This window comes from Micromonospora sp. A200 (assembly GCF_029893845.1).
GTDB lineage: Bacteria > Actinomycetota > Actinomycetes > Mycobacteriales > Micromonosporaceae > Micromonospora > Micromonospora purpureochromogenes.
The window spans coordinates 1-26,050 of sequence record NZ_JARXXY010000046.1 but is presented as its reverse complement, the minus strand read 5'-3'; the positions used below and the strand labels follow the sequence as shown (position 1 = coordinate 26,050).

Annotated in this window: 21 protein-coding genes and 3 pseudogenes; 11 read left to right on the top strand and 13 right to left on the bottom strand. The window is 69.0% G+C overall.

The window, feature by feature from the left end:
• Positions 1–283 precede the first annotated feature (283 nt).
• Entirely contained in the window at positions 284–1,513 is a 1,230-nt protein-coding gene (locus M2302_RS29465) for an IS110 family transposase (protein WP_280841083.1), read from the bottom strand.
• Positions 1,514–1,819: 306 nt separating this feature from the next.
• Here M2302_RS29465 and M2302_RS29460 point away from each other — a divergent pair, with 306 nt between their 5' ends.
• The 8 genes and pseudogenes from M2302_RS29460 (at position 1,820) to M2302_RS29425 (ending at position 10,144) form a co-directional block, all read left to right on the top strand.
• Complete coding sequence (locus M2302_RS29460; RefSeq protein WP_280841082.1) at positions 1,820–2,428, top strand: DUF6368 family protein; 609 nt, start codon at positions 1,820–1,822, stop codon at positions 2,426–2,428.
• Positions 2,429–3,066: 638 nt separating this feature from the next.
• A complete protein-coding gene (locus M2302_RS29455) occupies positions 3,067–3,762 on the top strand; it encodes an SDR family oxidoreductase (protein WP_280841081.1) in 696 nt (231 codons plus the stop codon).
• Entirely contained in the window at positions 3,756–5,390 is a 1,635-nt protein-coding gene (locus M2302_RS29450) for an MFS transporter (RefSeq protein WP_280841080.1), read from the top strand. The genes M2302_RS29455 and M2302_RS29450 overlap by 7 nt, the downstream gene beginning before the upstream one ends.
• Before the next feature lie 28 nt (positions 5,391–5,418).
• Positions 5,419–5,616 (top strand): serine hydrolase, encoded by a 198-nt coding sequence (locus tag M2302_RS29445; protein ID WP_280841079.1) that lies wholly within the window; start codon positions 5,419–5,421, stop codon positions 5,614–5,616.
• A gap of 389 nt (positions 5,617–6,005) precedes the next feature.
• Complete coding sequence (locus tag M2302_RS29440; RefSeq protein ID WP_280841078.1) at positions 6,006–6,218, top strand: hypothetical protein; 213 nt, start codon at positions 6,006–6,008, stop codon at positions 6,216–6,218.
• 276 nt (positions 6,219–6,494) lie between these two features.
• Positions 6,495–8,498, top strand: a pseudogene (gene ctaD, locus M2302_RS29435) (cytochrome c oxidase subunit I).
• A gap of 212 nt (positions 8,499–8,710) precedes the next feature.
• The gene (locus M2302_RS29430) at positions 8,711–9,319 is read left to right on the top strand and encodes a hypothetical protein (protein ID WP_280841077.1); all 609 of its coding nucleotides are present in this window, start codon (positions 8,711–8,713) and stop codon (positions 9,317–9,319) included.
• Positions 9,320–9,490: 171 nt separating this feature from the next.
• The gene (locus M2302_RS29425; protein WP_280841076.1) at positions 9,491–10,144 is read left to right on the top strand and encodes a DUF1345 domain-containing protein; all 654 of its coding nucleotides are present in this window, start codon (positions 9,491–9,493) and stop codon (positions 10,142–10,144) included.
• A 173-nt stretch (positions 10,145–10,317) separates the two neighbouring features.
• On the opposite strand, the gene M2302_RS29420 is transcribed toward M2302_RS29425, so the two are convergent.
• Positions 10,318–10,479 (bottom strand): hypothetical protein, encoded by a 162-nt coding sequence (locus M2302_RS29420; protein ID WP_280841075.1) that lies wholly within the window; start codon positions 10,477–10,479, stop codon positions 10,318–10,320.
• A gap of 1,378 nt (positions 10,480–11,857) precedes the next feature.
• Between M2302_RS29420 and M2302_RS29415 the strand changes: the two genes are divergently transcribed.
• Positions 11,858–12,646, top strand: a complete 789-nt coding sequence (locus M2302_RS29415) for a hypothetical protein (protein WP_280841074.1) — start codon at positions 11,858–11,860, stop codon at positions 12,644–12,646.
• A 133-nt stretch (positions 12,647–12,779) separates the two neighbouring features.
• Here M2302_RS29415 and M2302_RS29410 read toward each other — a convergent pair.
• From M2302_RS29410 to M2302_RS29375, 8 genes and pseudogenes are all read right to left on the bottom strand, one after another.
• Positions 12,780–13,043: pseudogene (locus tag M2302_RS29410) on the bottom strand (transposase); the annotation flags it as partial.
• 1,332 nt (positions 13,044–14,375) lie between these two features.
• The gene (locus M2302_RS29405; protein WP_280841073.1) at positions 14,376–14,810 is read right to left on the bottom strand and encodes a transposase domain-containing protein; all 435 of its coding nucleotides are present in this window, start codon (positions 14,808–14,810) and stop codon (positions 14,376–14,378) included.
• Between the two features lie 169 nt (positions 14,811–14,979).
• Positions 14,980–15,708, bottom strand: a complete 729-nt coding sequence (locus tag M2302_RS29400; protein WP_280841072.1) for a hypothetical protein — start codon at positions 15,706–15,708, stop codon at positions 14,980–14,982.
• Positions 15,709–15,859: 151 nt separating this feature from the next.
• Positions 15,860–16,495 (bottom strand): site-specific integrase, encoded by a 636-nt coding sequence (locus M2302_RS29395; protein WP_280841071.1) that lies wholly within the window; start codon positions 16,493–16,495, stop codon positions 15,860–15,862.
• Between the two features lie 341 nt (positions 16,496–16,836).
• Positions 16,837–17,322: pseudogene (locus tag M2302_RS29390) on the bottom strand (site-specific integrase); the annotation flags it as partial.
• 123 nt (positions 17,323–17,445) lie between these two features.
• Entirely contained in the window at positions 17,446–17,754 is a 309-nt protein-coding gene (locus tag M2302_RS29385; protein WP_280841070.1) for a helix-turn-helix domain-containing protein, read from the bottom strand.
• A gap of 53 nt (positions 17,755–17,807) precedes the next feature.
• The gene (locus tag M2302_RS29380) at positions 17,808–18,767 is read right to left on the bottom strand and encodes a DNA methyltransferase (RefSeq protein WP_280841101.1); all 960 of its coding nucleotides are present in this window, start codon (positions 18,765–18,767) and stop codon (positions 17,808–17,810) included.
• A gap of 55 nt (positions 18,768–18,822) precedes the next feature.
• A complete protein-coding gene (locus M2302_RS29375) occupies positions 18,823–19,719 on the bottom strand; it encodes a hypothetical protein (protein ID WP_280841069.1) in 897 nt (298 codons plus the stop codon).
• Between the two features lie 794 nt (positions 19,720–20,513).
• Here M2302_RS29375 and M2302_RS29370 point away from each other — a divergent pair.
• A complete protein-coding gene (locus tag M2302_RS29370) occupies positions 20,514–21,383 on the top strand; it encodes a hypothetical protein (protein ID WP_280841068.1) in 870 nt (289 codons plus the stop codon).
• Positions 21,384–21,778: 395 nt separating this feature from the next.
• Here M2302_RS29370 and M2302_RS29365 read toward each other — a convergent pair whose 3' ends face one another.
• Positions 21,779–22,723 carry a hypothetical protein gene (locus tag M2302_RS29365; protein WP_280841067.1) on the bottom strand — a complete coding sequence of 315 codons (945 nt, stop codon included), beginning with the start codon at positions 22,721–22,723 and terminating at the stop codon, positions 21,779–21,781.
• Positions 22,724–22,857: 134 nt separating this feature from the next.
• Complete coding sequence (locus M2302_RS29360) at positions 22,858–23,451, bottom strand: hypothetical protein (RefSeq protein WP_280841066.1); 594 nt, start codon at positions 23,449–23,451, stop codon at positions 22,858–22,860.
• Between the two features lie 88 nt (positions 23,452–23,539).
• On the opposite strand from M2302_RS29360, the gene M2302_RS29355 reads away from it, so the two are divergent.
• Entirely contained in the window at positions 23,540–25,204 is a 1,665-nt protein-coding gene (locus M2302_RS29355) for a DUF885 domain-containing protein (RefSeq protein WP_280841065.1), read from the top strand.
• A 181-nt stretch (positions 25,205–25,385) separates the two neighbouring features.
• Here the strand turns inward: M2302_RS29355 and M2302_RS29350 are convergent, their stop codons facing one another.
• Complete coding sequence (locus M2302_RS29350; protein ID WP_210776355.1) at positions 25,386–25,847, bottom strand: hypothetical protein; 462 nt, start codon at positions 25,845–25,847, stop codon at positions 25,386–25,388.
• Between the last annotated feature and the right edge of the window lie 203 nt (positions 25,848–26,050).

Here is a 26,050-nt window from a genome sequence, read left to right as displayed (position 1 = left end):
CGCTCCGCCCGCTCTGACCTGCGAAAACGCAAGACCGCAGGTCACGACGTACGCCGTTGGGAGCCGTTCGGTGCCGTTGAGTGCAGTTCAACGCCGTTCAGTGCACCCGGCTGCTCCCAACCTGCTCCCCCGATTCCCGCCTCATGCCGTCAGCCTGGACAGTCTGCCTAACGCAGATCCGCCCCGCGGGTACGAGGCGAGCGACCCGACGACAGTGGGAACGGGACGGTGATGAGCGCGCTCGCGGACACCGCGCTTTGTCAGCGGCATGAGTAGCCCTGTGTCAAGCGGGGCAGGCGAGGACGGCCTGCAGAGCTCGGTGGCGGGTGGGGTCGTAGGCGACGCCGTCTTGCCAGCAGCGCCAGATCACGTGCAGCCAGGCGCGGGCGAGGATTCGAGTGGCGTGGGGGTGGTCGTGGCCCCGAGCCCGGGCCCGCCGGTAGAGGTCGGCGGCCCAGGGGTTGGCGTGGTGGGAGTCGCCGGCGAAGTCGATGACCGCTGCACGGAGTTGTTTGTCGACGGCCCAGCGGAAGCCGACGACTTTCACCTTGCCGGACTGCCTGGTCGAGGGCGCGGCCCCGGCCAGGCAGGTGAGTGCCTCGGGCGTCGGGAAGCGGCCGCGGGCGTCACCGATCTCAGCCAGGAGCCGGGCCGCTCGCACGATCCCCGCCCGCGGCAGGGATGTGAACACTGTGGCGTCGGGATGCTGCAGCAACTGGATCTCGATCTGCTCCTCCAGCGCGCTGATCTGCTCCCGCAGGGCAGTAAGCCCAGCCACCAACGCAGCGGTGACGTGCGCCCGGGCGGTGGCTTCAGGACCGTTGGTCCCGCGGGTAGCCGCACGCAGATGGGCGTGCAGCAGCCCGGCTCGTGCCGGGTTGGGGTAGGAGACGCTGCGCAGCCAGTTCTGCAGTCTGCGTGGCGACAGCCAGTCGACCTTGTCCTGAGTCGCGAACCGGGTGAGGAAGCTCAGGGTGATCGCGGAGTCGATGTCGCGGAACAGCCCGATCACGCCGGGCAGAACATGTTCGAGGTGGGCGCGGAGCTGATTGGCCATCGCGACACGGGCGGCGATGAGGTCCTTGCGGGCGCGGACGGTCATCCGCAACGTGAGTGTCGCGGGAGAGTCGACGGTGAGGGGACGCAGGCGATGGTGATCGGTGCGGACGGTGTCGGCCAGGACGTAGGCATCGAAGCGGTCGTCCTTGTTGCCGGCTGCGCCGTAGCGGCGGCGCAGGTGCTTGATCTGGTTCGGGGCGATCACGAAGACCGTGAGCCCCGCATCGAGGAGGGCCTCGACGACGGGCCCGTCGGGGCGTTCGATACCGACCTCGAGCACACCGGTCTGCTGCAGGCATCGCAGCAGCTTCCGCAGCCCCGCAGCGGTGTGCTCGACGATCATCCGTTGAACCTCGACACCGTCGGGGCCAACGATCGCGACGGCGTGCTCAGTACTGGCCCAGTCGATGCCCGCCGTTGGTCGACGCACCGAGGGCTGGTGTTCGACACTCATAGTGTCCTCCTTGCTGTTGCAGCAGCAGGTGGGCACCTGGTGGTCTCAGGACACGGAAGCCGGTCGCTCACTGATCGGCGCTCGACGGCGCGCAGCCCTGTCGCCAGTCATACGTGCCCTGGGACCACCGGGCCCCGCGGAACTCATGCCGGACCTCTCACGGTCAAGCGGACGAGGCGGTGGCCCGGTGGAGACCAGGTGCGCCGACGACCCCAAATCGCCGGCACCAGACACGGTGCCCGACGAGACCGCCGACAGGAAGAGTCTGCGCAGTGAGCGGATGCCAGTTGCCCTCAGCCGTGTTGCATGATTGTCATCGTGGCCGGACCTTCCGCCGCAGTTCTGCTGCCGGGCGAGTGGACTGCTGACGACGTCAGGGAGTTCCGAACGTGGCTGTCGGAGTCGCTCAGCCCGGACAGAGACAACTGGTGGGTACTTCGGGAACCGCGCAACCTCGACATGGCGGAGCCGTCGCCGCAGACCGGGCTGATGCTCGTCGAACCCGATGCTTACGAATGCGACGACGCTGATGAGGCGGCCTGCTTGACGCGTGCGGCGGGCTTCCTTCCGATCACCGAGATCGTCCTGGCCGCAGCAGTCAACGGCAAGGATGACCACCGGTTTCTCGCCCAGCTCGCTGTGGCGATAGCCCGCCGATACGGCGGCCTCATCGATCTCGACGGCCCACTTCCGGTACCTCCACCGCCGGGCGTCTCCGCTCTATCGGCCCTGGAGTCCAGCACTGGTCGCCGACGATGGGAGGAAAGTTCCCGGGCAACTACCGCCATGCTTTCCGGACGGTGGCACGAGATCCCCTACCGGACGGCATGGGACGAGGTTGCTGTGCGCCATGTCGTCGATGCCGATCTCCTCGCCTCATGGCTGCAGCATCCGCTCTTCCAGATGGTGAAGTAACCAAGTCTCGCCGAACGTTCGAATATCGGCACGACCGAGCGTTCGCCCCCACTGCACCGCGCCACCGGGCGTGGCGCCCGGTCGGCGGCATGAGCGAGCGCTCGCCCAGCCCAGCCCAGCGCGCCGCCGCCGCATCCGGCGCTCGTCGCATGGCCGGGCTGCGGAGCTGAGCCGGCATACTGCGGCCAGCCACTCGACGGATGTCGGGGAGGATCTCCACGTGCGTCATCTGAGCCGGGATCAGCTCGCCGCTTCACCGCTGCCCGACGGCCCCTTGGCCGAGGTGTGGCGCACCTACCTGGCGTGCTGGGCGCAAGGGCGGCGCCGTGACGCCTTGGCCAGCGCTAGCCGATTCGTTGACCTCCTGTCTGCCGCAGGGCTCGGCCCGTGCGCGGCTTTCGCCCGGTGGGTGTGCTCGATGCTGTTCGACAGCAGCGACTGGTGGGCCGGACAGTGGGGCGGCGGCATGATCCTGCGCAATGGCCGCTGGGAACGGCCAGCGGAGCCGGCGTTGACCGTCCACCCGATCGTCGTTCATTCGCCCTCATCCGACCCGGGCGCGCCGTCCCAACGCCCGACGTGTGGAAGCTCCGGCAGCGGGAAGGCAGCGCCGTTTGGCAGCCGGCAGCGGGAGGGACATGGGTGCCAGAACCTTCGTGGTGGTCGGCGGCACCAGCGGCCTCGGCCTGGCGGCGGCCCGCCTGCTGGTCGACGAACACCGGGTCGCCGTCCTCGGTGACGTGCCCGACGAGGTCGCCACGGTCGTCGACGAGCTGGGCTGCGCCGGGCAGATCTGCGACGTCTCCTCCTACGAACAGGTCCGGGACGCGTTCGCCGAGGTGGTCGACCGGTACGACGTGATCGACGGGGTGGCGGCGTGCGCCTCGATGTGGGCCGGCGGTGACCTGGCGGCCCTCTCCCCGGAGCGGATCCGGCGGGCCGTGGAGATCAACGCCCTGGGCACCACGTACGTGTTCAAGGAGGCGCTGCACCACCTGCGCCGACAGGGTCACGGCAACCTGGTGTATATCGGAGCGCTGGCCGTGACGAAGCCCCGGCCGGGCATCCCGATCTACCGGGCCACCAAGAGCTACGGCAGCAGTCTGGTCGAGTCGCTGGCCGAGGCCCAGCACAGCAACCGGATCAAGGTGATGGAGCTGCATCCCGGGCCGATGCCGACCCGGTTGCAGGAACGGGTCGGCGACGAGTTCCTCGACGAGATCTACGCGCTGCCGGAGCAGGTCGCCACCGAGGTCGTACGGCTGCTGCTGCTCGCCCCCGACGACCTGTACGTCTCCGGCGAGCGCGTGCTCCGCGCGGACGGGCGGTGGTGACGCCCGGAGGCGCCACGGCCGAGGTCACGGTCTCGGCGTGGACGCCGTTGCGCACCGCGGTCTACCGCAGCCTGTGGCTGGCCCTGCTCGCCGCGAACATCGGCACCTGGATGCAGACGGTCGGCGCCCAGTGGCTGCTGATCCATCAGTCGAACGCCTCCACCCTGGTCGCCCTGGTGCAGACCGCCAGCCTGCTGCCGACGCTGCTGCTGGCCCTGCCGGCGGGCGCGCTCGCGGACACCTTCGACCGACGGCACCTGCTGATCTCGGTGCAGCTGTTCCTGGTGGTGGTCGCCGCGGCGCTGACACTGCTCACCGCGACCGGCCGGATGCCCCCGGCGCTGCTGCTCACCCTCACCTTCGCCTTCGGCGTGGGGCAGGCGCTGACCCTGCCCGCGTGGGCGGCGGTGATCCCGGAACTGGTGCCCCGGGACCAGCTCCGGTCGGCCTCGGCGCTGGGCTCCATCAGCGTCAACGTGGCCCGGGCCGTCGGACCGGCCGCGGCCGGCGTGTTGATCGCCCGCACCGGGGTGGCCCCGGTCTTCGCCCTCAACGCGGTGGCCTTCCTGGTCTTCGCGCTGGCGCTGTTTCGGTGGCGGCCCGGCGACGCCCGCGCCGTCGAGGTGCCCGAGCGGTTCACCGCCGCGCTGCGGGCCGGCGGCCGGTACGTGCGGCACTCGCCGATCGTGCGCCGGCTGCTGCGCCGCGCGCTGGTGTTCGTGATCCCGGCGAGCGCGCTGTGGACGCTGCTGCCGCTGGTGGCGGCCCGCCGGCTGCACATGGACTCCAGCGGGTACGGCCTGCTGCTGGCCGCGCTCGGGGTGGGCGCCATCATCGGCGGCCTGCTGCTGCCGAGGATCCGGACCTGGATGTCGGCGAACCAGTTCCTGCTGCTGGCCGGGGCGACCTACGGCGGCACGCTGATCGTGGTGGCGTCGGTGCGGACCGTCCCGGTGGTCCTGCTCGCCCTGCTGCCGGCCGGGGTGGCCTGGGTGACCGTCCTCGCCAACGTCAACGCCGAGATCCAGCTCTTCCTGCCTGGCTGGGTACGCGCCCGCGGCCTGGCCGTGTACCAGATCGTCCAGGGCGGCGGGCAGGCCGTCGGCGCGTTCGCCTGGGGTGTGGTGGCGGACACCGCCGGGTTGGTGGCCGCGTTCTACGCGGCGGCCGCGCTGATGCTGATCGGCGCGGTGACGTCGCAGATCTGGCCGCTGCCCGAGCTGCGCGGGCTGAACAAGGACCCGACCACCTACCGGCCGCCCCTGGAACTGGCCCTCGAACCGGATCCCCGGGTGGGGCCGGTGCTGGTGGTGGTCACCTACACCGTCCGGTCCGGGCGGGAGGTCGAGTTCCTGGATGCGATGGACCACGTCCGCGGGTTCCGGCAGCGTACCGGAGCGATGCGGTGGGGACTGTTCCGCGAGGGCGAGAGCCCGGCCCGGTTCGCGGAGGTCTACCTGGTGCCGTCCTGGGACGAGCACCTGCGCCAGCACGGGGGTCGGCTGACGGGCGCCGACCGCGAGGCCGAGGAACTGGCCAAGGAACTCGCCGAGGGCGAGCCGGAGGTGCGGCACCTGCTGCCGGCCGCCGCCGGCCTGGCGCTGGCCGACGACGGTGACCTGTCGTGACCCCGTCCGGCCGGTGTGTCGTCCGACGGTGAGCCACCGGCTAAGCGGTTACGGCTACGGCGTCTTCGTTGGTGAGCTCAACGACCCGCAGTGGTGGCACCACAGCGGCCACAACGCGGGCTTCAAGGCGTTCGCCGCCAACATTCCGGACCTGGGGCGCCGCATCGTGGTCCTCACCAATACCGAGGCGATGGACGCTGACACCGTGGAGCCTCTGCTCGCATAGATCAGGCACGTCGAATCACAGTGGCCGTGCTGATCCGGAAGGCCCCGCCGAAGCCAGCGGCTGGTATCCGCTCATCGGCCATGAGCGGACGTCGCCGGCCTGTGAAGCGGAGCTGCCGGTGCTGACGCTTTCGGGCGCGCCGAAGAGTTCACCGAGCAGGAAGGCCTGGCCAGAAAGGTTGACCGTGGGATTCGAGTCTCAACTCCCGGGATCCGCAGCGACAACGGTGCGGCCAACCCCATAGCCTCATGCCGCACAGCAGAACCGTCTTGAGCGGCGTCGGTCGGCTCCATGACGACAGCCGGCCCAGGCCACACAGGGAGCGGCGAGGGCTGACCACTTCGGTCTTCTCTGGAGGTCAGGCTGACCCCTCGCCCGCAGCGCCGCAGGTGAGCGCGCTCTTCCTTACCGGCATCGTTGAGCACTTCGGGCACGGTGATCGCGTCGGCGGGCAGATTCCCGCCTGCCTGCCGGCGGCGGGCGACCTCGGCGAAGTGCCCTCGCAACCGCCGATAGACCTCGTACGCGGGGTGGCGGGCTTTGAGAAGGCCCTGGATCGACGGGCCGCCGAATACCGCACCACCCGTACCGACATCGAGTGAATCAACGATGAGAGCTGCATGATCGACTGCACTACTTTCGACAGATACGGATGCCGATAGAGCCAGACACGTCGGGTGGAGGGTGCTACCGCATAGCCAGAAGCCATCCCCGTCGTAGCGGATCACGTCGCCACCCGGCTACCGAACGAGGACCACTGGACGCTCAATCCATACTCGCTGATGCCGGTCAACCTAGTTCTTCGGTCAGCGCTGCTACGGACACCGCAGCCTGAATGCTGGCGGGCCGATTCGACCCCTCCGTGGGACGGGGTGATCATGCCCGAACAGACAACGGCCGAGCATGGCCAGGATCGCCGGCCGGCGATCCTGGCGCCGGCCCAGTTCGGCGGCTTCCCCGGTCCCCTACGCCGGGCACTGCCGGGCACCGCCCTGCTCAGGCTGCTCCGCACCACCGACGCCAAGCAGATCGGCCTGCTCTATCTGATCTCGTCGTTCTTCTTCTTCATCGCCGCCGGGATCGAGGCGCTGCTCATGCGCGGCGAACTGGCCCGCCCCGGGCTGCAGTTCCTGTCCGCGGAGCAGTACAACCAGCTGTTCACCTCGCACGGCACGATCATGATGTTTCTGTTCGCCACCCCGCTGGCGTTCGCCTTCGGCAACTACCTGGTACCCCTGCAGATCGGCGCGCCGGATGTGGCGTTTCCCCGGCTGAACGCCGTCGCCTATTGGCTGTACCTGTTCGGCGGGTTGATGGTGCTGGGCTCCTTCGCCAACCCCAGCGGCGCCGCCGACTTCGGGTGGACCGCCTATCCGCCGCTGAGCACGGCCGAGCACAGCCCCGGGGTCGGCGGGAACTTCTGGGTCATCGGTCTGGTGCTCTCCGGTGTCGGCACCATCCTCGGCTCGGTCAACCTGATCACCACGACCCTGACCCTGCGCGCACCCGGGATGACCATGTTCCGGATGCCGCTGTTCACCTAGGCGATGTTCATCACCGCGCTGATGGCGGTCGTGGTCTTCCCGCTGCTGTCCGCGACGCTGCTCGGCCTGCTGTCCGACCGCCTGCTCGACAGCCACATCTTCGACTCCAACCACGGCGGCCCGATGATCTACCAGCACCTGTTCTGTTATTTCGGCCATCCCGAGGTCTACATCGTCGCGCTGCCGTTCTTCGGCATCATCAGCGAGATCATTCCGGTCTTCTCCCGCAAGCCGCTGTTCGGCTACAAGGGCATGGTCCTGGCGCTGTGGTTCATCTTCTTCTACTCGCTGAACGTCTCGGCGCACCACATGTTCGCCACCGGCCAGGTCCTCCTCCCCTTCTTCTCCGCGACCACCTTCGTCATCGCCGTGCCGACCGGGGTGAAGTTCTTCAACTGGATCGGCACGATGTGGAAGGGGCAGATCACCTTCGAGACCCCGATGCTGTTCGCCGTGGGCTTCCTGGTGACGTTCCTGTTCGGCGGCCTCACCGGCGTCCTGCTGGCCAGCCCGCCGGTCGACTTCCACGTCCACGACTCCTATTTCGTCGTGGGCCACTTCCACTACGTCCTCTTCGGCACGATCGTCTTCGCAGCCTTCGCCGGCGTGTACTTCTGGTTCCCGAAGATGACCGGGCGGATGCTCGACGAGAAGCTCGGCAAGATGCACTTCTGGACCATGTTCCTCGGCTTCCACCTCACCTTCCTGGTGCACCACTGGCTCGGCAATGAGGGCATGCCCCGCCGCTACGCCGACTACCTGCCCCAGGACGGCTTCACCGCCCTGCACACGGTCTCCACCATCGGCTCGTTCATCCTCGGCGTGTCCACCCTGTTCTTCATCTACAACGTCTGGCGGTCCTGGCGGTTCGGCGCCGCCGTGAGCGTGGACGACCCCTGGGGGTACGGCAACTCCCTGGAATGGGCCACCACCTGCCCGCCCCCACTGCGCAACTTCGACCGGATGCCCCACATCCGCTCCGAACGGCCCGCCTTCGACGCCAAGTACGGCACGCTCGTCGCCGACCTCGGCCGCGACCTGCCCCAACGTGCCGCCAGACCACCGCAGAAATTGGGCGAGGAACTGCGCCGCGAGAAGCACGTGCCGGAACCGCCCAGCGCCGGAGGCGCGCAGGGCGCCGACGAGGTGACCGCGTACCAGCCGGCACCGCAGTCCGGTGCCCGACCGGTCGAGGTTCCGCAGCCCGAGGAGGCGCGCCGGCCCAGCTTCGCGGACAGCCACGAGCCCGAAGAGGACCCGCTGGACGCCCAGCGAGGCGACGACCAGAGCCCCCGACGGTGGCGCCACCCCGGGGAGTCGGACGACGACCGGACCTGATCGCCGAGGTGGCACACGCTCCCCAGCCACTCGACGAGCCGGCGGTGCGCAAACGCGGCGATTCCGGGAAGCCGGCGCCGTCTCGAGAGCACAGCCGGTACGGCTGGTGAACACAGAACGTCTCAGGGAGGTCGCCGGGTGAGGAACGACCACCACCGTCGGATCGAAGGTGAGGACAAGGGCGTCGGAAGAACACGATGGGCGTCCGCTCGGTGACGGACACCCTCGGCATAGAACGGGAAGCCCAGGACCGCGGCACGCAGGGGACGGCGCGGCTCCTCGGCTGGTTCAGCCTCGGCCTGGGCGTGGCCGCCCTCGGCGCGCGACAGCGGGTCAGCCGCCTCTGCGGCATCGACGACTCCCGCACGGCACAGACCGTGCTACAGGTCGCCGGGGTGCGGGAAGTGGGCCACGCCGCCGCGCGCGATCCAGCAGTTCGCTTTCATGGTGGACCTTCCCTCTCAACCGATCCGGGGGGTCGCCAGCGGCTGCGCCGGGCGCCGTCCGGGCTGCCGTCGGAACGGGTGATTTCGCCCGCCTCGATCACCTGCTTGAACCGCCGCAGGTCGTCGCAGACAGGCGATCGGGAAGCCCACGACCACCCGGTCGCCGACCCGCAGACCATCCCGTACGCCCTGGCAGGGGCCGCGAGCTCGAGACTGCACAACGCGCGCGAACCGGCAGTGGGGACGGAGGTAATAAGCGCCTGGCGGACTCCGCGCTCTCTCGACGGCAGTAGCCTGCACATGGCCTTGATCGGCCTCGCCGACAGCGACAGACAACGGCGGCTGGTCCGACAGGCGGCTGCTGCACTGCCATGATGACAACGTGATCATCCCCGGATAACTGGACGGGTGATCTTCGGTCGTCCTCACAAACCATCGATGATCAACACGGTGGCCGTCCTCATGCGCACGCCACGCCCTACGTCGAAGCCAAGTGACGTTAGAGTACTAGCCGCCCTTTCTCCGACCGCCTGGAATCCTGAGCCCATGGGTCGGGTCAAAATGCGAACGCCGGGCCGGATCCTCTCCGTCCGGCGCCTGTCGATCTCGCTGGCCGCCGGCGCCGTCGTCGCCGTGGCCGTCACGGTGCTCGGGTTCCCCGAACTGTTTCCGCTGGTCGGTTGGAACGTGGCCGCCAGCGTCGTGCTGGTCTGGGTCTGGCGGATCAGTTGGCGTCAGGGGCCAGAGGGCACCGAGCGACTCGCCGAGGAGGAGAGCCGGTCACGCTCCACCGACGGCGCGGTGCTGATCGCCGCGGTGGCAAGCCTCGGCACCGTGGCCTGGGCCCTCGTTCACTCGTCAGGCAGCCAGGACGCGCTCGCGGTCACCCTGGTCATCGTGAGTGTGCTCACGGCGATCTTGTCCTGGGGATTGATGAACACCGTATTCGCCTTCAAGTACGCGCGCATGTTCTACCTTGAGGATGGCGGGATCGACTTCAAGCAGAGCGAGCTACCGGCCTACAGCGACTTCGCCTACATGGCGTTCACCGTCGGCATGTCTTTTGCCGTGTCGGAGAGCGAACCGGCCAGTACGCGGGTCCGGAAGACCGCCCTCGGCCATGCGCTGCTGTCCTACCTGTTCGGCACGGTCATCCTCGCCGCGGCCGTGAACCTGGTGACCGGCCTGGGCGAATCCTGATCAACCAGGCTTCACGCGCAAGACCCGGCGGCACCGTCGGTCCACCGAGGCGCGACCGTTGGTGACATGCGACCCGTGGCCGCCGCTCCATGGTGGTCGCGCAGGTAGCGGGCCAGTCCCTCGCGCAGGTCGCAGCGCAGGTCCCAGGCGATGGCGCCGTCCGCGGCCGAGGCCTACACCTGATTGACCACCGCCTGATGGGTGGAGTCGACCATCTGGAGCACCCACTGGCCGCGATCCCACAGCGGCGAAGACTCGACCAGCCGGCGCGCCTCCCGGCGCAGGTCGTCGAGGTCTGCGGTGTGGTCGACATGGATCTGGATTTTGTCGACCACCCGGTCGCGAGCAGGCCCGCATAGCCGAAGGTGGGATTGAGCCAGCTGCGCCAGATGTCACCCTCGGCCGATGCCGGGCGGCACGCGGCCGGAGGCTAGGGCTCCGACGACGTTGCCGAGGAAGAACGGGGTGGCCACCGAGGAGATCGCGACTGGTCCCACCGACCGTTGGATGAGATCTCTGCGGTGGTGTTCATCGATGCCATCGTGGTAAAGGTCCGGGTTCTGTCGCTGATCTTGTGATGTGGACGGTCGAGGCCGTTTGGCGGCCTCACCGCTCAGCGGAGGGGTTGACTGTCTCACCGCCCAGCAGCTTGATCACCTGCTTGGCGGCAACGCCCGGCGCACCGGGCCCGGGGAAGCCGCAGACAGAGGCCGGGGCCAGCATCGCGGGCTGGCGGTCCAGCCCAGGCTCAGCAATCGTCCCCTTGAGCATGGTTGACCCCCTGGGATGACTGGGGACGGCCGACTACCTGACCCTATGCACAACAAGAGGGCAAGAGGTACGAATACCGGCGACAGCGCGGGTCGAGGTCGGCGCCATCCACCCGGCAATCCGGCAGTGGAGGGCGGTGAGCGGGCTGACGGTGGCGGTCAGTGGCGCCGGGTCGGCCAACCTGCGGGCCGCCTCCGGGAGCCAGGCGAAATCGGCGTCGAACCGGTGGCGCTCGCGTGCCTCGCCGGGGGATCGGCCGGGCCAACCCGACGGCCGTCGCCCATGACCGGGGCCAGCAGCGGTCGGCGGTCGCCCGGTGGCGGCTCGTCGCGTAGCCCGACGGCGTTACCGCTGTCCCGCCGGGATCACGGAAGACCTGCTTGGGGCCGGGCAGGGTGGCCTTGCCGGGCGACAGCTTGAGCCGACCGGTCCGACGGAGTCGGCACCACACCCAGGCGAAGGCGCCGACCGCCTGCCCACTCCCTGGATCACCTGATAGAGGGCCAGCCCCGGGCGCACACATGGCCATGAAGGACCTGGTGGCGCAGCTCCGCCTTCCCCGACGGCCGTGGTCCGCCGGTCATCCGGGACAGCGTGTTGCTCAATCTCAACAACGTGACGACCACCAAGCAGGCCGTCACCAGCACGACCGGCATGATCGTCATGGCTAGCAAGAAGACACCGATCGCTACTGGCACGCCGACCTGTCGTCGGGGTCGTCGTGAGCGCGGGCACGGGTGGGAGCAGCTGCTCACCTGCTTGCCCCTCGCTTTCAGGCGCAGCTGATCCGCCGTCTCCTCGGCCGCACCCCTGAACCGTTTGATGCGTCGGCACACGGGTAGACCACGACCCGGTCCGAGGGGATGGGCCGAGGATCGGAGCGACATACCGATGGTGGGCTCCATCCGGTCCGCATGCTAGGCGAGGCCCGAGGAGTGCGGGATGGCCGAACCGGAGAGCCGAGACACGGGCGCACGGGAGGCGCCTGCGCAACCGCGCGAGCAGGTCGATCGGCAGCGCGACGCCGAGGAGGGCGGGGAAGTCGCCGGTCGGGGCCAGAACCTCTGTCCCGCCGGCGGGCCAACGGATGCCGAGTCCGGCAAACGCCCCGCCGTCCCGCAGGGTGGTGAGCACGACCTTCCCCAGCCGGCTGGCGGGCACAGCAGCAAGACGATGTCAGACCCGGACGTCGTCCTCCAGATCCCGCAGGTCAAGGTCGAACAGATCTACGTCGAGGTCGACAACCTGGACGCCTCCGTTTCACTGAGAGCGCGGCTGGGTAGCCTGCTCCAGCTCGACGTGGGCGTTCAGGTGCATCTCGGCACGGTGAAGATCGACATCAAGGGCGTCGAAGCCGAGGCGATGCTCGAGGTTCGGCTCGAAGAGCTCCGCGGCATTCTCGACAGCGCCCTCCGCACCATCGAGCGCAACCCTCAGATCATCGAGTCGGTGGTGAAGACGGTGGACACCGCGGTGAACCAGGTCGGGCAGACAGCTCAGCAGGTGCTCGGGCCGCAGGGGCCGCTGGCGCGGACGCTCGACCACGTCGGGCAGACGGCGCAGGAGGCGCTGGGGCCCAATGGGCCGCTGTCGCAGACGCTGCAGCAGGCCACCCAGCAGGTCGGTCAACAGCTCGGGCAGACCACCCAGCAGCTCGGACAGACCACCCAGCAATTGGCTCAGAACAACGGGGCGGCGGCTGGCGGCGGTGCGGGGGGCTGGGTGGCGTGATGGGCGGATCTCCGGCCCGAGCGGCGTGGCAGCGGATGAAGAAGATCGTCAACAGCAGCCAGCCACTGAGGCAGGTCACGGCGCGGCTGGTAGGACCGCAGGGGCAACAGCCGCAGAGCTGATCGACGTCATGGCCCGTCGCGTCGGTCAGCACCGTCTTCGACCGGGTCCCGTTGCGGATGTTTCCTGATCCAGCCCCGGCAGGGTCGTGCTTCTCATAGCCGAGGTGCTCAGTCATCTCCTCGCCGAGGGCAGTCTCCAGGACCGTCTTGGTGAACTGCTTGAGCAGCCCGTCCGGGCCAGTCAGCGGCAAGCCTTGTTCCTTGGCCAGGCGCACCAGCTTGGCCGCGACGGCTGCCTCCGCTGACGGCTTCGGTTTCTTCTTCCTCGCGGTCAAGTCGTCCAGTGTCGTAATCACGGCACCTTCCTCACCAGGCACGGAAGCCCGGCGGGTCAGGCCGAAACACCCCTTAAATCCACAGGCCCGCTCCTTGATCAGGAGTTACACCGCTCGTCTTACAGTCCCGGACATGGGCTGGGCTGCGGCCGGACTTCTCCACCGCCGGTTCCTCGGGTGGTGGCTCAGCCCGCTCATAGGCCGACACAGACTGCCCCGTGGCCGCAGCCGTGGATCAAAGCATCCATCACCTAGTGATTCACCAGAGCTATCGGTGCCTGAAACGAACCTCTATCTTGAGATCACAAGGCCGGCTAGGTCTTAGGAGGTTGCAATGCCCGGAGAGTACTTCACCCCGCCACCTGGGTACGACCCCTACCAGCACGACGGACTGCGGCACACCATTGAACAACTAGGCCGTGATGGCTTTCCGCCAGCGCCATACGGCATGCCGCTGGACCAGCACCTAAGGCAGGTTCACGAGGACCAGGAGCGGCGTGATCGGCAGATGCGCGACAGGCTGGAGCAACAAAGGGCTGCTCGCCACATGCGGGACGAACAGGAGCGGCCGTTGCTGACGAGCCAGAACGCGTCGCAACCGCAGGCCGACATCTCGGCTGACCAAAGTCCCCTCACGATCAAGCAACAGGAGCTGCTCGACCGACTGACGCATGAAGTCAAAAGGCTGCAGGAGCGGCAAACGCAGGAAGTTCTAGAGCTGTATGAGCAGTCCATCGAGCTGTATGAACGGCAAGCTCAGGAGACTCTGCAGCAACACGAGCGGCAAATGCGAGAAATATTGGAGCTCTTGAAACCCGAGCTGGAAGGATCTGAATATGGAGAACCTTCCCGAGGAGGAGACCGCGGAGACACCCAAGCAGGAGCGGAAGGAAGCTCGCAGTCGCCTGCAGCCCCGATGAATCCCCAGGCGGAAGGATCTCGCGACACGGAACCTTCCCGAGGGGCAGATTGCAAAGACAACAAGGCAGGAGCGGAAAAGGGCTCGCACCCCCCACCACCCCACACCACCCCAAACCAGATCCCTAGGGGCCGCGCCACTGTTCCAGCTGACGCGCCTGCGCCGAAATTTACACGTGCGCCTGGGATGACGCCTCCTTCGGATCGGGTCGGTACAAGGCAACACGGCGCCGAGCGTCCACAACCGAACATTGCGCGGCCATCCGGAGACGCCGAGCATGTTTGGCGCGAGGTGTTCGATGCTGTCCGGAATCCTTCCGTTACCGGTCACTCGCCTCGGGTGGGGACGCTCGTCGCGAAGGCCCGTGCTACTGCATCCGCCGGGGCACACCAGCGATCGCTTTGGTGGTTGGCCTACCTTATGATTGCCGTTACGGTAATCGTCGGCGTGCTGGTCGCCGTTGTGTAGGCCGGAATTCCTGGGTGGAGGCTTGCACAAGTTGCCGATCCGCTGATACGACTGGCCAGCGGCACGCACGCCCGCTCGAACAGCGGCCTCACCGGTTCGGCCCCCAGCCGCTGGCGCGCCTGCGTGATCGCCGAAGCGGTCGGTACCTGCCAGTCATCGGCCCACGAGCCGAGCTTGCGCAGGTTACCGACCAGCCGGCGCATCACCTCGTCGTAGGACTCGACGAAGAACAGCCCCATCGCGATCACGTAACGGATCATCACGTGCGCTGGCAGCCGCCGGCTGCGTTTCTCCCGCCGCCCGGTCCGGTTGAGGACCTCTTCGAGCAGGTCACGATCGAACCGGGCCGACAACACACCCAGCCCAACATGGTCAGTCAACCGACCCCACGGCCGCGGCGGCGACTCCACCCCAGACGACGTCACGCCCGGGCACCGTGCCGGCCAACCACCGTCCCGTCAGCTCACCACGCTGACTTCAACAGATGCCCTATCTGAGCGGCATTGCGCCTTGAAGCGGCACCCATTTTTGACCCTGTATCTGGCTCCCCTACTCAGAAGCCGGTCCGGCTTGCCGGCGACGCAGCGTGCGGATCCATCCCTGGGCGGTGTGTCGGGGCACGTTGTAGTGGTCGGCGACGGCAGTCACACTTCCGGCTTGCTGGTAGACCGCTTCGAGATCGGCCGGTGAGCGCCGGTACACCCGTCCCTCGCCTCCGGAGGACCCGCCTTTGGCGGTCCGCTTCGTGGCCGTCGCCGCCGTAGTCGTGGCCTTGGCCCCCGTTGCGGTCTTCGGCTTGCCCGCTCGGCTGTGGGTCGGGCCGGCGCCTGACGCCCGGGTGGCCTTCTTCACTTTGCTTGCCTTGGTCGCCGGTGATGCCTGCTTGGGCACCACGACTTCAACCGAATTGGCGCCTTCAGGGCTACTCGTAGCAGTCGGCTCGTCCGCACCCGTGGTAAGGGCGGTGGGCTGGACCGCCGTCGGCTCGGCGGCGGGCCCACCATCGTCAACGGGCACGGCGCCGGCTGCGGGCGCCTCGTCGGATACGGCGATGGGCGGCGTGGCTATCGCCTGCCGCCCACCGGCGGTGGGCGCGATCGCCCTCAACAGCAGATCCAGGTCGACCGCGGGGATCTGGCCCGCCGTCAGCCCGTCCCCCTGCCCGGCGCGTACCACCAGCTCGGTGATACGCGGGGTGCTGTCGTTCACCTCCACCTTCAGGGTTGTGGTCGCTCGACTGGGATCGTCAGCGGCGATGGTGATGGTGTAGGAACTCATCGAATCATTCCCTCCAATGTGGATACCGGTTGTCGCCTCATGTAAAAAGTCCGGCAACGGGGCGGGAGTTCCACCTGTTCACCGATTGGTGTTGGTGAAGAAAGTACCGCAGGCCCCTTGAGCTGTTATGTCAACCCATCACCCAGGTCGCTCAAGCGGTACGTCGCCGCTTGTTCTTGATTCTGTCGGCGACGGCGGTTGCGGCTTCGTGGTGCAGCCGCTTGACGACGCTCTGGTAGGTGTCGCGGGTGAGCGTGGTGGTGGAGTGGCCGAGTTGGTCGGAGACGACTTTGATGTCGACGCCGGCGTCGAGGGCGAGAGTGGCGGCGCCGTGGCGCAGGTCGTGCAGCCGGATGGGTGGCAGCCCGGCTTGTTTGACGAGGCGGCGGAAGCGTTGGGTGACCGCGTTGGGGTGCCACGGTCTGCCGTCGGGGCGGACGAAGAACAGCCCGGTGTCGGGCCCGTCCTTCCCGGCGGCGCGGCGCCAGGCGGCGCGGCGTGCCTTGTAGGCGGTGAGGACGGCGACGGTGTCGGGGTCGAGGATGACCTCACGGTTGCCGGCATCGCTCTTGGGCCGTTTCTGGTGGGCCTCGTAGCCGTGGGTGGCGATCTGGTTGACGATGCTGACCTCGCCTTTGGCGAGGCGGACTTCGGCGTCGAGGAGTCCGCATGCTTCGCCGCGGCGGGGTCCGCGGTAGGCCATGAGGTGCAGTAGGGGGTGCAGCTCGGGGGCATGCTCGGCGGCGTAGTCCAGGAACTGGATGAGAAGGTCGTCGGTCCACACCATGACAGGGCCGGGGACCTTACCGGTGGCCTTCCACCTCTGGACGGTTCTGGTTCCCACACAATTGGCTTGGCCCGAGCGTTGGGGGTCTTGACGAGGGTGGCGGGGTTCGTGACGCCGCTGACCACCTCTCGGGCGAGGGCGTCGTTGAACGCCTTGCGCAGGGTGGCGCGGATGCGGGCGATGGTGGCGGGTCCGGTGGGTCGGACCCCTCGGACGCTGGCGCGGGTGTCGGGGTCGGGGCTGGCTTTCGCGGTGGCGATGTCGGCGTTGCGTTGCTTGATCTTGTCGATGAGGTCTTCGATGTGGTGGGGGCGCAGTTGGTCCAGGACGACGTCGCCGAGGTGGGGGATGAGGTGCACGCGGACGTGGGATTCGTAGCCGCGGCGGGTGTTGTCGTCGACGGTGAGCCGCTGCAGCCAGGTGGTCAGCCAGTCGGCGACAGTGGGCACCCCGGCCAGTGGGGTGTCGGCGCGGAGCCGGTTGCGGACGGTGTCGACGTCGGGCAGGGTGCCGCCGGCGCGGAGGGTGGCTTGCAGCAGGTCGCCGATTTCGATGCGGCGGCGGCGGTTGCGTCCGGCGAGGTCGAGCAACTGTCGGGCGCGGTCGAGTTCGTCGGCGGCTTGTTTGTGGGTGTCGAAGCCGGTGTGGCGTAGCTGTCGGCGGCGGCCCTCGGCGGTGGGTGGGAGTTCCAGTTGGTAGGCCCAGTGGCCGTGGTCGGGGTTCCAGGACCGGTTGGCGCGTCGGAGTTTCGGGCAGTGGTTGCCCAGCGGTTTGCGGGTGCGCGGGTCGCGGCAGCCGCAGCGTTTGAAGATTGATCCGTGCGACATGGGCGGGTTCTCCGGGTGGGTTGGGCTGGTGGCTGCCGGGGCAGCGGTTTTGTCGATCGACATGCACGCTCGACTGCCCACGACGATCAAGTCGTCGCGGGCAGCCGCCGCTCTGTGGGGGGTCTACGGTGCGGGTGGGTGCCGGTCGTCGCCGTCGGGTGTTGCCGGGGTGGTGAGGCGCAGGGCGGCCAGCAGGCCGGCGACGGGTATCCGGTACTGGTAACCGGCCTGGATGACCGGGACGGGGAAGGCACCGGCGCGGGCGAGGCGGTAGGCGGTGTTGCGGGACAGTCCGAGGATCTGTCCGGCGGTGACGACGGCGGTGGTCACGCCCAGCGCGCGGACATCCGTCTCGGTCCATCGTGGTGTGGTCGTGGCTTTGGCTGGTGTGGCGGTGTATGAGGGGGTGCGGGTGCGTCGCCGGTCGCTCATGACGCGGCACCATTCGTGGCGACCTGATGAGCCATGCTTGTTCGCAAGGGCCCTCAACCCTCCTCCCCCACGTCATTGGTGGCCACCTGGCAGGACGAGCCCGCGGGACCGACGGGTTCTTGCGCGCACGGGGCTTCCCCGGAACTGGCGGAGGCGGGCACCTTGGTGAAGATCAGGACGTCTTCGTGGGTGATCAGGTGCAGTGGGGTGCCGGCGGTGCGGGCTTTGCGGACGGCCTGGAGTTGGAAGAACGACGGCCGGGCGACGAGGCGCCCGTCGCGGACCGCGGCGAGTAGCGCGACGCAGCGTTCGGTCGGTGTCAGGCCGGCGCGGACGCCGGCGGCGATGACGGCGGAGGGCAGGTCGACGAGTTGGCTGTTCTTGCGCCAGGGGCGGGCGGTGACCACGACGGTGCCGCCGGGGCGTAGCAGGGTCGCACAGCCGGTGAGGATCTGCGCGAAGCCGTCGGTGAGGCCGGTGAGGTCGCGGTAGGCGAGGTTCCCTTTGTCGGTGCCGTCGTTGTAGGCGTTGTCGAACTTCGCCACCCCGTCGGCGCCGGGCCGGACGAGGCCGTGGACGGTGGGCCCGTAGGGCGGTGAGGTGACCACCAGGGCGACCTGCCCAGTCAGAGCGGCCGGCAGCAGGGACCGCAGGCGAGTGGCGTCGCCACGGATCACCGAGGCGCGGCCGGTAGCGCCATGGTCGTGGGCGTGGGTGATGTTGGCATCCGCGATGTCGGACCAGCGGGACTCGTACTCCACCCCGATGGCGTCACGGCCGCCGTGGACGGCCTCGACGAGGGTGGTGCCGATGCCGCACATCGGGTCCAGGACCAGGTCCCCGGGCTGGGTGTAGGCGTTGACGGCGTGCGCGGCGATCGCTGGGAGCATCCGGGCGGGGTGCTTGACCGACTCCGGCACGTACCGGCCGCGGCGCTGGACCGGGCCGGTGCGTTGGGCGGTCGCCCACACCGACAGCCCGCCGGGGTCCGGCTCGGTTGGATGGGGACGCAGGCGTCCGGGTGGGCTGGGGTGGCACGGGTTCTGCTCCGGGTGGACGTGCTCGTGCTCAGTCACGGTTGCCGCCTTCCTGCCGGCGCGGGCGCCGCGGCTGGTCGGGCTGCTGGCTGAACACGAGCAGGTCGGCGTGTACCCGCAGGTGCGCCACCGACCACTGCTGCTCGCCGGCCTGCTGGGCGAGGGTGAGCAGTTCCTCGTCGGTGACGTGGTAGACGAACGCGTCGCCGTCGGTGTCGGCGGCGACGGCGACGATGTGCTGCAGGTAGCCCAGGCCGGCAGCTGCGGCGGCGGTGGCCACCGGGGTGAAGTCCTCCGGCCCGACCATGCTCGCCGGCACGGTGACGACGAGGACGAGGCAGCCGCCGGGGCGCAGCAGGCGCGCGCACGCGGTCAGCAGCCACGCCAGCCGGACCCGGTTGGTTGCGTCGGCCGCATCCAAGGGCCAGCAGGCCACGACCAGGCTGGTCGCCTCCGCCAGCGACGTGCGACCGGGGTAGGTGGTGGCCTCGTCCGCGGGCAGGTCGGGGTCGGTGAGATCGTCGCCGAACCACGTGCGCATGTCGAGCAGGTCGCCGCTGCTGTCGTCGGGCAGGGCGGCCGGGTCGGGGCGGGTCGGTGGGGTGGCCGGTCCGATGATCAGGCTGGACGCGTCGGTGAACCAGCCCGGGTGGTGTCGACGTGCGCCGGCCGCGCAGACGGCGGTCAGGGCGTGGTCGCCGGTGAGGTCGACGACGGCCTCGCCGGGGCGGCTGTAGGCGGCGACGAGCCGGTAGGCCAGTCGGGCGCCGATGGTGCGGCCGGCGTCGGCCGGGCCGCGGGCGGTGCGCCACACGGTGACCGGCACGGGCGGGTCGCCGGCGACCAGGTCGATCAGGGTCGGGTCGACGTCGTGCGGGTCGACGGGCTGGGCAGGGTTGGGGTGGTGCTGCGGCGTGTGCTCGCTCATCTGGATGTGGGCTCCGCGCCGCGCCGTGATGCGCTGACACCCCTCAAACCGGCATTTGTCAGCTCTGGCGGACACCCCTCGGCCTGACAGAGGTCTGACAGCACCACCGTGCCGGCCCCGCCTGCAGGCGCTGCGATGCGGTCAGACCGGCGCCCGGGGCCGTCGTGGCCGCTCTTCGTGACGGAAGGTGACGGGCATCCCCTGCCCGGCGCAAGGACGGACGCCGATGGCGTTGGTGCGTGGACAGTACTGTCAGACCGACGCGGCGTCGCGCCAGGGCCAGCGTGTCAGGTCTGGCGCGGTCACGCAGTGTTGTCGATGACAGCGCCGCGACGTCGTGTCATCCGACGGTGCCGCTGTCAGATCGCGGTTCGCCGCGAGAGTGCCGCCGTGACAGACACCGTGCCGCCGTCAGGTTAGCGGCGTCTGACAACGGCAGGCTTGTCAGACACCGCCGTGGCGTCACGGCGGGGTTGTCAGATCGCTGTCAGACCCCTCTGACGGGCGCGGCCGGGCTGTCAGATCCGCCGGCGCGGCTGGCGTCACCACCGGGCCGGGTGGGGCCAACGCGCAGGTCAAGGCCACTTTGTTAGCCCGCTGTCCGAGTCGGTGCCGGTGGCCGCCTTTGTCTGTCAGGTCGGCGCATCGGCGGGCGGACACAGTGTCATCGGGGCGTTGGCCTGGGCTGTCAGAGGTCTGCGAGGTCGCCGTGGCGCAATCGATGTCTCCCGCGCCGAGGGTGGCACCACCGCGGCGCGTCATCGACGATCTTCTTATACAGGGAGTGTGTGGACATGACCCTGTCCAACCCGGACTGGCCCGACTCGCCGCTGGACGCCGTCGACGCCGCTTTCGCGGCGCTGACCACCGGCCCCGACCCGATGACACTCGACCTGGACACCCTCGGCCCTGACACCGGCTTGCCGGGCGGGGTCATGACACTCCCCGCGCTGCGGGATTGGCTGCTGCGCCATCCCCGCGCCTACACCGCGCGTGACGCGGTGTGGCGGGACCTGGTCCGCCGCGCCCGCCTGGACGGACCATCCTGGGTCATCGCGGCGGTGGCGATGGCGATGCCCGCGCTGCGCCGCCACGCCGGCCGACTGCACGCCGGTTGGTCCGGTGACGCCGCCGACCTCGACGCGGAGATCCTCACCGGGTTCCTCACCGCCCTGCGCGACCGCGTCGATCTGGCCAAGCCCGCCCCGCACGCGGCGCTGTGCATGGCCGGCTGGCGGGCCGGACACGAACTGCTGCGCCGCACGGGCACCGCGGTGCCGGTGGAGCACGTGGAGCACCTCACCGGCCCACGCATCCCGCACGTCCCCTACGGCCACCCCGACCTGCTCGTTCGCCGCGCCGCCCGCCTCGGCCTGCTCGAGCACACCGACCTGGACCCCTACATCGACCTGCGGCTCGGGCAGCGGGCGATCGAGCCCATCGCCGCGCGTCTGGGCATCACCGTCGACGCGCTGCGCAAGCGGATGAACGGCATCGACGAACGCCTCGCCGACGCCCTGGCCAAGGGACTGCTCACCAGCGTCGTGTCCCCCAAGACCCGCGCGTACCTGCAGAACCAGTCTGTGCACCGCATCCGGACCCGCACCGGCCGAGTCACCACCCGGCCCAGGCGGACGGCGTCCCCGGCAGCCGCCGCTGCCTGACCTGCACAACATCCGTGAGGCGGGGTCCGACCATGACAGTCGGACCCCGCCACTGCTGTCATTGTCGGCGTACGAGCCAACGTGCCCAGCCAGGTACAGCTGAACATGCACAGCGTCGTGTAGACGGACGCTGAGATGAGAGCGAGCAGTTTCCACCTTCAACCGCTCCCCGAGCCGACCAGCGGTGCCTCAGCGGGACCCATGGGTAGTGTCGGTGGCCGTCGTGACGTTCCGTGACGAAGCAGATGCGCCGTCGGCATGGCATCCGCTTTTGCCGAGATGAGTGCACAGACGTCGGCTTGACTTCACCTCCGTCATCTGGCCACGGGCAGGTGAGCCGGTCCGGCCCCACCTGCAAGATTGAGTGTCCACATCTGGCCGGTGAGCGGTACAACCTACTTGTGCTGCTCGGCGAGCGCGGTCAGCCGTTCGGTCGCCAGGCAGGAGACCAGGCAGCGTTCCTTCGTGTCGCCGAGAAGCTGCGCGGTCCAGGTGGTCAGCCCGCCGTCGCCGAGGTCGACGGTCCGGCCGTCGACGTCGGCCCGCAGCCCGATAGCGGCGCCGGCGTAGTAACCGGCCCCATGGCGGCGCTTGGGGTCCTCGACAACCGGAACAGGCGGCGCGCCGGCCAACGCCGGGTGGACCGTGTCGTGGAGGCGTTCGGTGAGGACTGGTTGCTCGAACGTGGTGACCGTGATCCGGGTGGCCGCCGTGGGCAGTAGCTCGGAAAGTACCCGCTGCCAGAAGCCGATATGCTCGATGAGCAGCTGCGCTTCGGTGGATCCCGAGCCGCGGTCGCGGGCGGTGGAGGCCAGGGCGAACAGCCGGAAATGCGCTGCGTTGCCGGGGCCGAACCGCTGGGCTCGCAGCACGCGGTGGCACGTAGCGAGGTCAACCCTGCCGCCGACGCCCTGCTCGCGGCGGCGCACTGCCGCCTCGACCGCGAGGGCATTGGTCGGGTCGCTGAGCACTTCACTGCCCCGCACCGTGCTCACCACGCGATGCTGGTCGACCGGGGCCAGCGCGGAACACGTTCCCAGCGGCGCCACTGGTGACAGTTCCACACCGACGAACCGTTGGGGCAGCAGCCGCCATAGCGTGGCTTCGAGCTGGGCCAGCAGCCGTGGATCGCATGCCGACGGGCGCACGAAGCGGTCCTGGCGCCAGCGCTGCAGGACCCGGGCCGGGGTGACCTTCTGCGCCCGGGCGCGCGCCACCGCCATCAGCAACGTCTGCAGATCAGTCGGCGCGAGGCCGCTCTCCAATGCCTGCCGCGTCCCTACCGGAACAACACCCGAGACCCGTCGTTCGGCCGCGACGCCGGACGGCTGAATATCCATCGAACCAGGTTGGCAGCATCCGTCCACGGTCGTCAGGCGATTTCCCACCCGACCGGCCCGACCCACAGCCATCCGCTTCTGCCGCGAGACGCGCCGGTATCCGCGCCGTAGTCTTGGCACGGCGCCGGCCTCGGTTAGGTGTCCAGGTCGGTGAGTGACGGGTCGTATCGCCGCAGCCGGATGCCGAGCACGTCGTAATGCGAGTACGTGTGGATGTCATCGGTCGTCTCCAGCAGCAGCGCCCGGTCACCACGTCGCCACACCGCCCGGTAGCTGTCGTACGCTCCGGTCACCACGCTCTCCGGCGCACCCAGACGGGTGGCGATTAGCGCGGCGAGGCGATCCCGTTCGGCATGGAACTGGGCCCGCCTTGCGTCCGGCCGCCGAGCCCACAGCGGGGGCAGGTCCTCGTCGTCCTCGTCGTCGTGCTCGTCCGGCTCCTCCGCCCCGAACGCCGGCCAGTACAGCGCGCACGGCAGGTGCACCCACACGTCCGGATCCGGCGGGGCCGCGCCGAGCTCGACCAGCCACCCCGACGGTTCGCCCTCGTGGTCGACGGCGAACTGGGGTGCTCCCCGGCCGCCCTGCCAACCGACGTCCTCGCCGGGCCGGGCGAGACCCCACTTCACGAACATCGCCTCGACCGTCGCCCGTTCCCAGGGCATGTAGGCCAGCGTGATCATGCGGTCCACCCACACCTCGTCGACCGGGAGCAGCTTGAGTGACATGACGGCAGACCGTACACGGCAAGGCCGGGCCGTTGGATGAGCGTGCGCCTGGCTCGTCGGCGTTAGGGCAAGGCCCTAGCATTGCCCCATGATCGGGGACTTCGCGGATCGGCTCCTGTGCGACATGGCCGGCCTCGATCCCTGCACAGCGGTCGTCGAGGCCGGCGAGCAGGATGTCGACGGGCTGACCGACTACAGCCCGGAGGGTCACCAGGCCCGCGCCGATCTCGCGGCCCGCGCCCTGCGCGAGCTCGAGATCTTGGGTGATGCACTGCCGGCCGCGACCCCGCTGCACGCCCACCTCGCCGAACGGCTGCATACGCGTATCGCCTTCCACGACGCCGGGGAGGACCTGCGCGAACTGCACGCGGCGGCCACCGGTCCGCTCCAGCTCATCCGTCAGGCCGTCGAGGCCGCGGTTCCCGGCTGCGGCGCCGAGGGCGGGGCCTTCGAGGAGGGCTGGGCGCGTGTCGGCGCACGCCTGGCCGCGATCCCCGCGGCCCTGAACGGGTATGCCCGCAGCCTCCTACTCGCCGCCGAGCGCGGCAATTTGCCGGCGCGGCGCCAGGTGGAGCTCGTCACGCAGCGCTGCCGCAACTGGATCGACGACGATGTCGCCCTGGTGGATCGCTACGGCGAGGGGCGTCAGCGGGCGTCGTTGCAGGCCGCAGCGACGGGCGCGCGAGAGGCGTACCAGAAACTGGCCGAGATGCTGACCGCGGACCTAGCACCGCGGGCCGGTGACGAAGAAACGTTCGGCCAGCAGCGGTACGCACTCTGGGTGCGCACCTTCCTCGCGACCCAGCCTGACCTGCGCGAGCTGTACGACTGGGGCTGGGACGAGTTCAGAGCGATAGAGGCAGAGCTCATCGCGGAGGCGAAGGCCCTGGGCGGGAGCGTGCCAGAGGTGCTCGCCTGGCTCGCCAGCCCCGACGCACCCGGCACGCTGCACAGCAGGGAGGCGTTCGCCGCGTGGCTGCAGGAGCTGTTGGAGGCCACCACCGAGCGGCTGGACGGCGTGTACTTCGACATCCCCGCCCCGCTGCGGCGCATCGAGTCGCGGTTGACCACGTCGTCCGGCATTGCCTACACCGGGCCGTCGCGGGACCTGACGCGGCCGGGCCGGGTCTGGTGGTCCCTCCCCGAGGACGCAGCGAGTTTCCCCACCTGGTACGCCTACAGCACCGCCTACCACGAGGGCGTGCCCGGCCACCACCTCCACCTCGGCTCCGAGGTCTGCCGGGGAGGCCTCGGGCAGCGGCTGAACCTGCTCGGCGGCCTCTCCGGCAGCCAGGAGGGCTGGGCCTTGTACGCCGAGCGGTTCATGGACGAGCTCGGGCTCTATGAACAGCCGGGTGCGCGACTGGGGCATCTATATATGCAGCTCCTGCGGGCGGCACGGGTCGTGCTCGACATCGGCCTGCACCTGCGACTGCCGATGCCGTCTGCCGACAGAGCAATGTGGACGCCGGATGCTGCGTTGAAGCTGCTGCGGGACCGCTGTCACCAGGGGCCGTACGCGTCCGCCGAGCTCGCGCGTTACCTGGGCCGGCCAGGGCAGGCGCTGGCCTACAAGGTGGGTGAGCGCGTATGGCTGGCAGGCCGCTCGTCCTTCCCCGGCGACCGGCGCGCATTCCACCGTCACGCGCTGGAGCTGGGTTCGCTGGGCTTGGATCAGTTGACGGCCACCCTCCAGGGTGACCGCGCACCACTCGTGCACCACGGTGAAACAAGCCAGGGACCGCGCTTGTAGCCGCACATCCTTGACGTCCGACCAGTCTGAACCAGGGCCAGACTTAACAGCGCGTACGGCCTTGGTATATCAACACGGTCATGGCCTACTTCCACGTCCGGATCTGCCGCCGACCGTGCGTCACGTTGAGTGACGGGCGTGGCGGCGCTCGACGCGCGGTTCTGCCGATGAGCGCGCACGTTCAGACCTCTCGGAGTGTGATCTCGAGGTCGCGGGGTGCTTGCACGCCGGCGAGCGCCCACGCCCAGCCTGGAAGGGCAGCAGCCTCTGCGAAGAACTCATCAAGGGGCGTGCCGAAGGACCACAGGTGCCCGGAGGCGAAACCCTCGGTCGCTGCACTGCGAGTCCAGTGAAAGGTGCAACTCAATTGCCACATGGGTGCGTACTCATCGCCGGCCTCGATGAACTGTCGCGTGAGATCAGCCGAGAATTCTCGCTGACCCCGGAAGTCAAACGTTCCGAACTGGGCGAGGACGCCATCGCCGTCCTCCTCGGGCGGCGCCGCATCATCGATCGAGATCGCGGCGAACCGCCGGAACACCTCGACGAGCGTCCGCACGTCAGCCGTGGTCACGACGCTCGGATTCACCCCGGCATCGGTAAGCATCGACTCCAGGAGCACCTTGGTCTGACGGATCAACATAGGCGAAGCATGTCACTCCCGTCGCCTCACACACCGCAGCTTCGCGACCGTGCGCACTGCGGAGATGCGCCGATAGCTGGGGTCGCGCACGCGTGGACCAGGTGTCCTCATCTGGCACCCCTCTGTGTCAAGTGATGATCAAGAGGGATGTTCTAGGCTGGGGTGTGGCGGGTCCGGGAAGTGACTTTTCCGAAGTGTCGATC

Bases quoted from the DNA above. Each gene is read 5' to 3' on its own strand.
- M2302_RS29385 (WP_280841070.1), bottom strand. From the start codon at position 17,754: ATGAGCGACCGGCGACGCACCCGCACCCCCTCATACACCGCCACACCA.
- M2302_RS29350 (WP_210776355.1), bottom strand. From the start codon at position 25,847: ATGTTGATCCGTCAGACCAAGGTGCTCCTGGAGTCGATGCTTACCGAT.
- M2302_RS29395 (WP_280841071.1), bottom strand. From the start codon at position 16,495: ATGGTGTGGACCGACGACCTTCTCATCCAGTTCCTGGACTACGCCGCC.
- M2302_RS29355 (WP_280841065.1), top strand. From the start codon at position 23,540: ATGATCGGGGACTTCGCGGATCGGCTCCTGTGCGACATGGCCGGCCTC.
- M2302_RS29400 (WP_280841072.1), bottom strand. From the start codon at position 15,708: ATGAGTTCCTACACCATCACCATCGCCGCTGACGATCCCAGTCGAGCG.
- M2302_RS29415 (WP_280841074.1), top strand. From the start codon at position 11,858: ATGGCCGAACCGGAGAGCCGAGACACGGGCGCACGGGAGGCGCCTGCG.
- M2302_RS29425 (WP_280841076.1), top strand. From the start codon at position 9,491: ATGGGTCGGGTCAAAATGCGAACGCCGGGCCGGATCCTCTCCGTCCGG.
- M2302_RS29460 (WP_280841082.1), top strand. From the start codon at position 1,820: ATGATTGTCATCGTGGCCGGACCTTCCGCCGCAGTTCTGCTGCCGGGC.
- M2302_RS29365 (WP_280841067.1), bottom strand. From the start codon at position 22,723: ATGGATATTCAGCCGTCCGGCGTCGCGGCCGAACGACGGGTCTCGGGT.
- M2302_RS29465 (WP_280841083.1), bottom strand. From the start codon at position 1,513: ATGAGTGTCGAACACCAGCCCTCGGTGCGTCGACCAACGGCGGGCATC.
- M2302_RS29370 (WP_280841068.1), top strand. From the start codon at position 20,514: ATGACCCTGTCCAACCCGGACTGGCCCGACTCGCCGCTGGACGCCGTC.
- M2302_RS29375 (WP_280841069.1), bottom strand. From the start codon at position 19,719: ATGAGCGAGCACACGCCGCAGCACCACCCCAACCCTGCCCAGCCCGTC.
- M2302_RS29455 (WP_280841081.1), top strand. From the start codon at position 3,067: ATGGGTGCCAGAACCTTCGTGGTGGTCGGCGGCACCAGCGGCCTCGGC.
- M2302_RS29360 (WP_280841066.1), bottom strand. From the start codon at position 23,451: ATGTCACTCAAGCTGCTCCCGGTCGACGAGGTGTGGGTGGACCGCATG.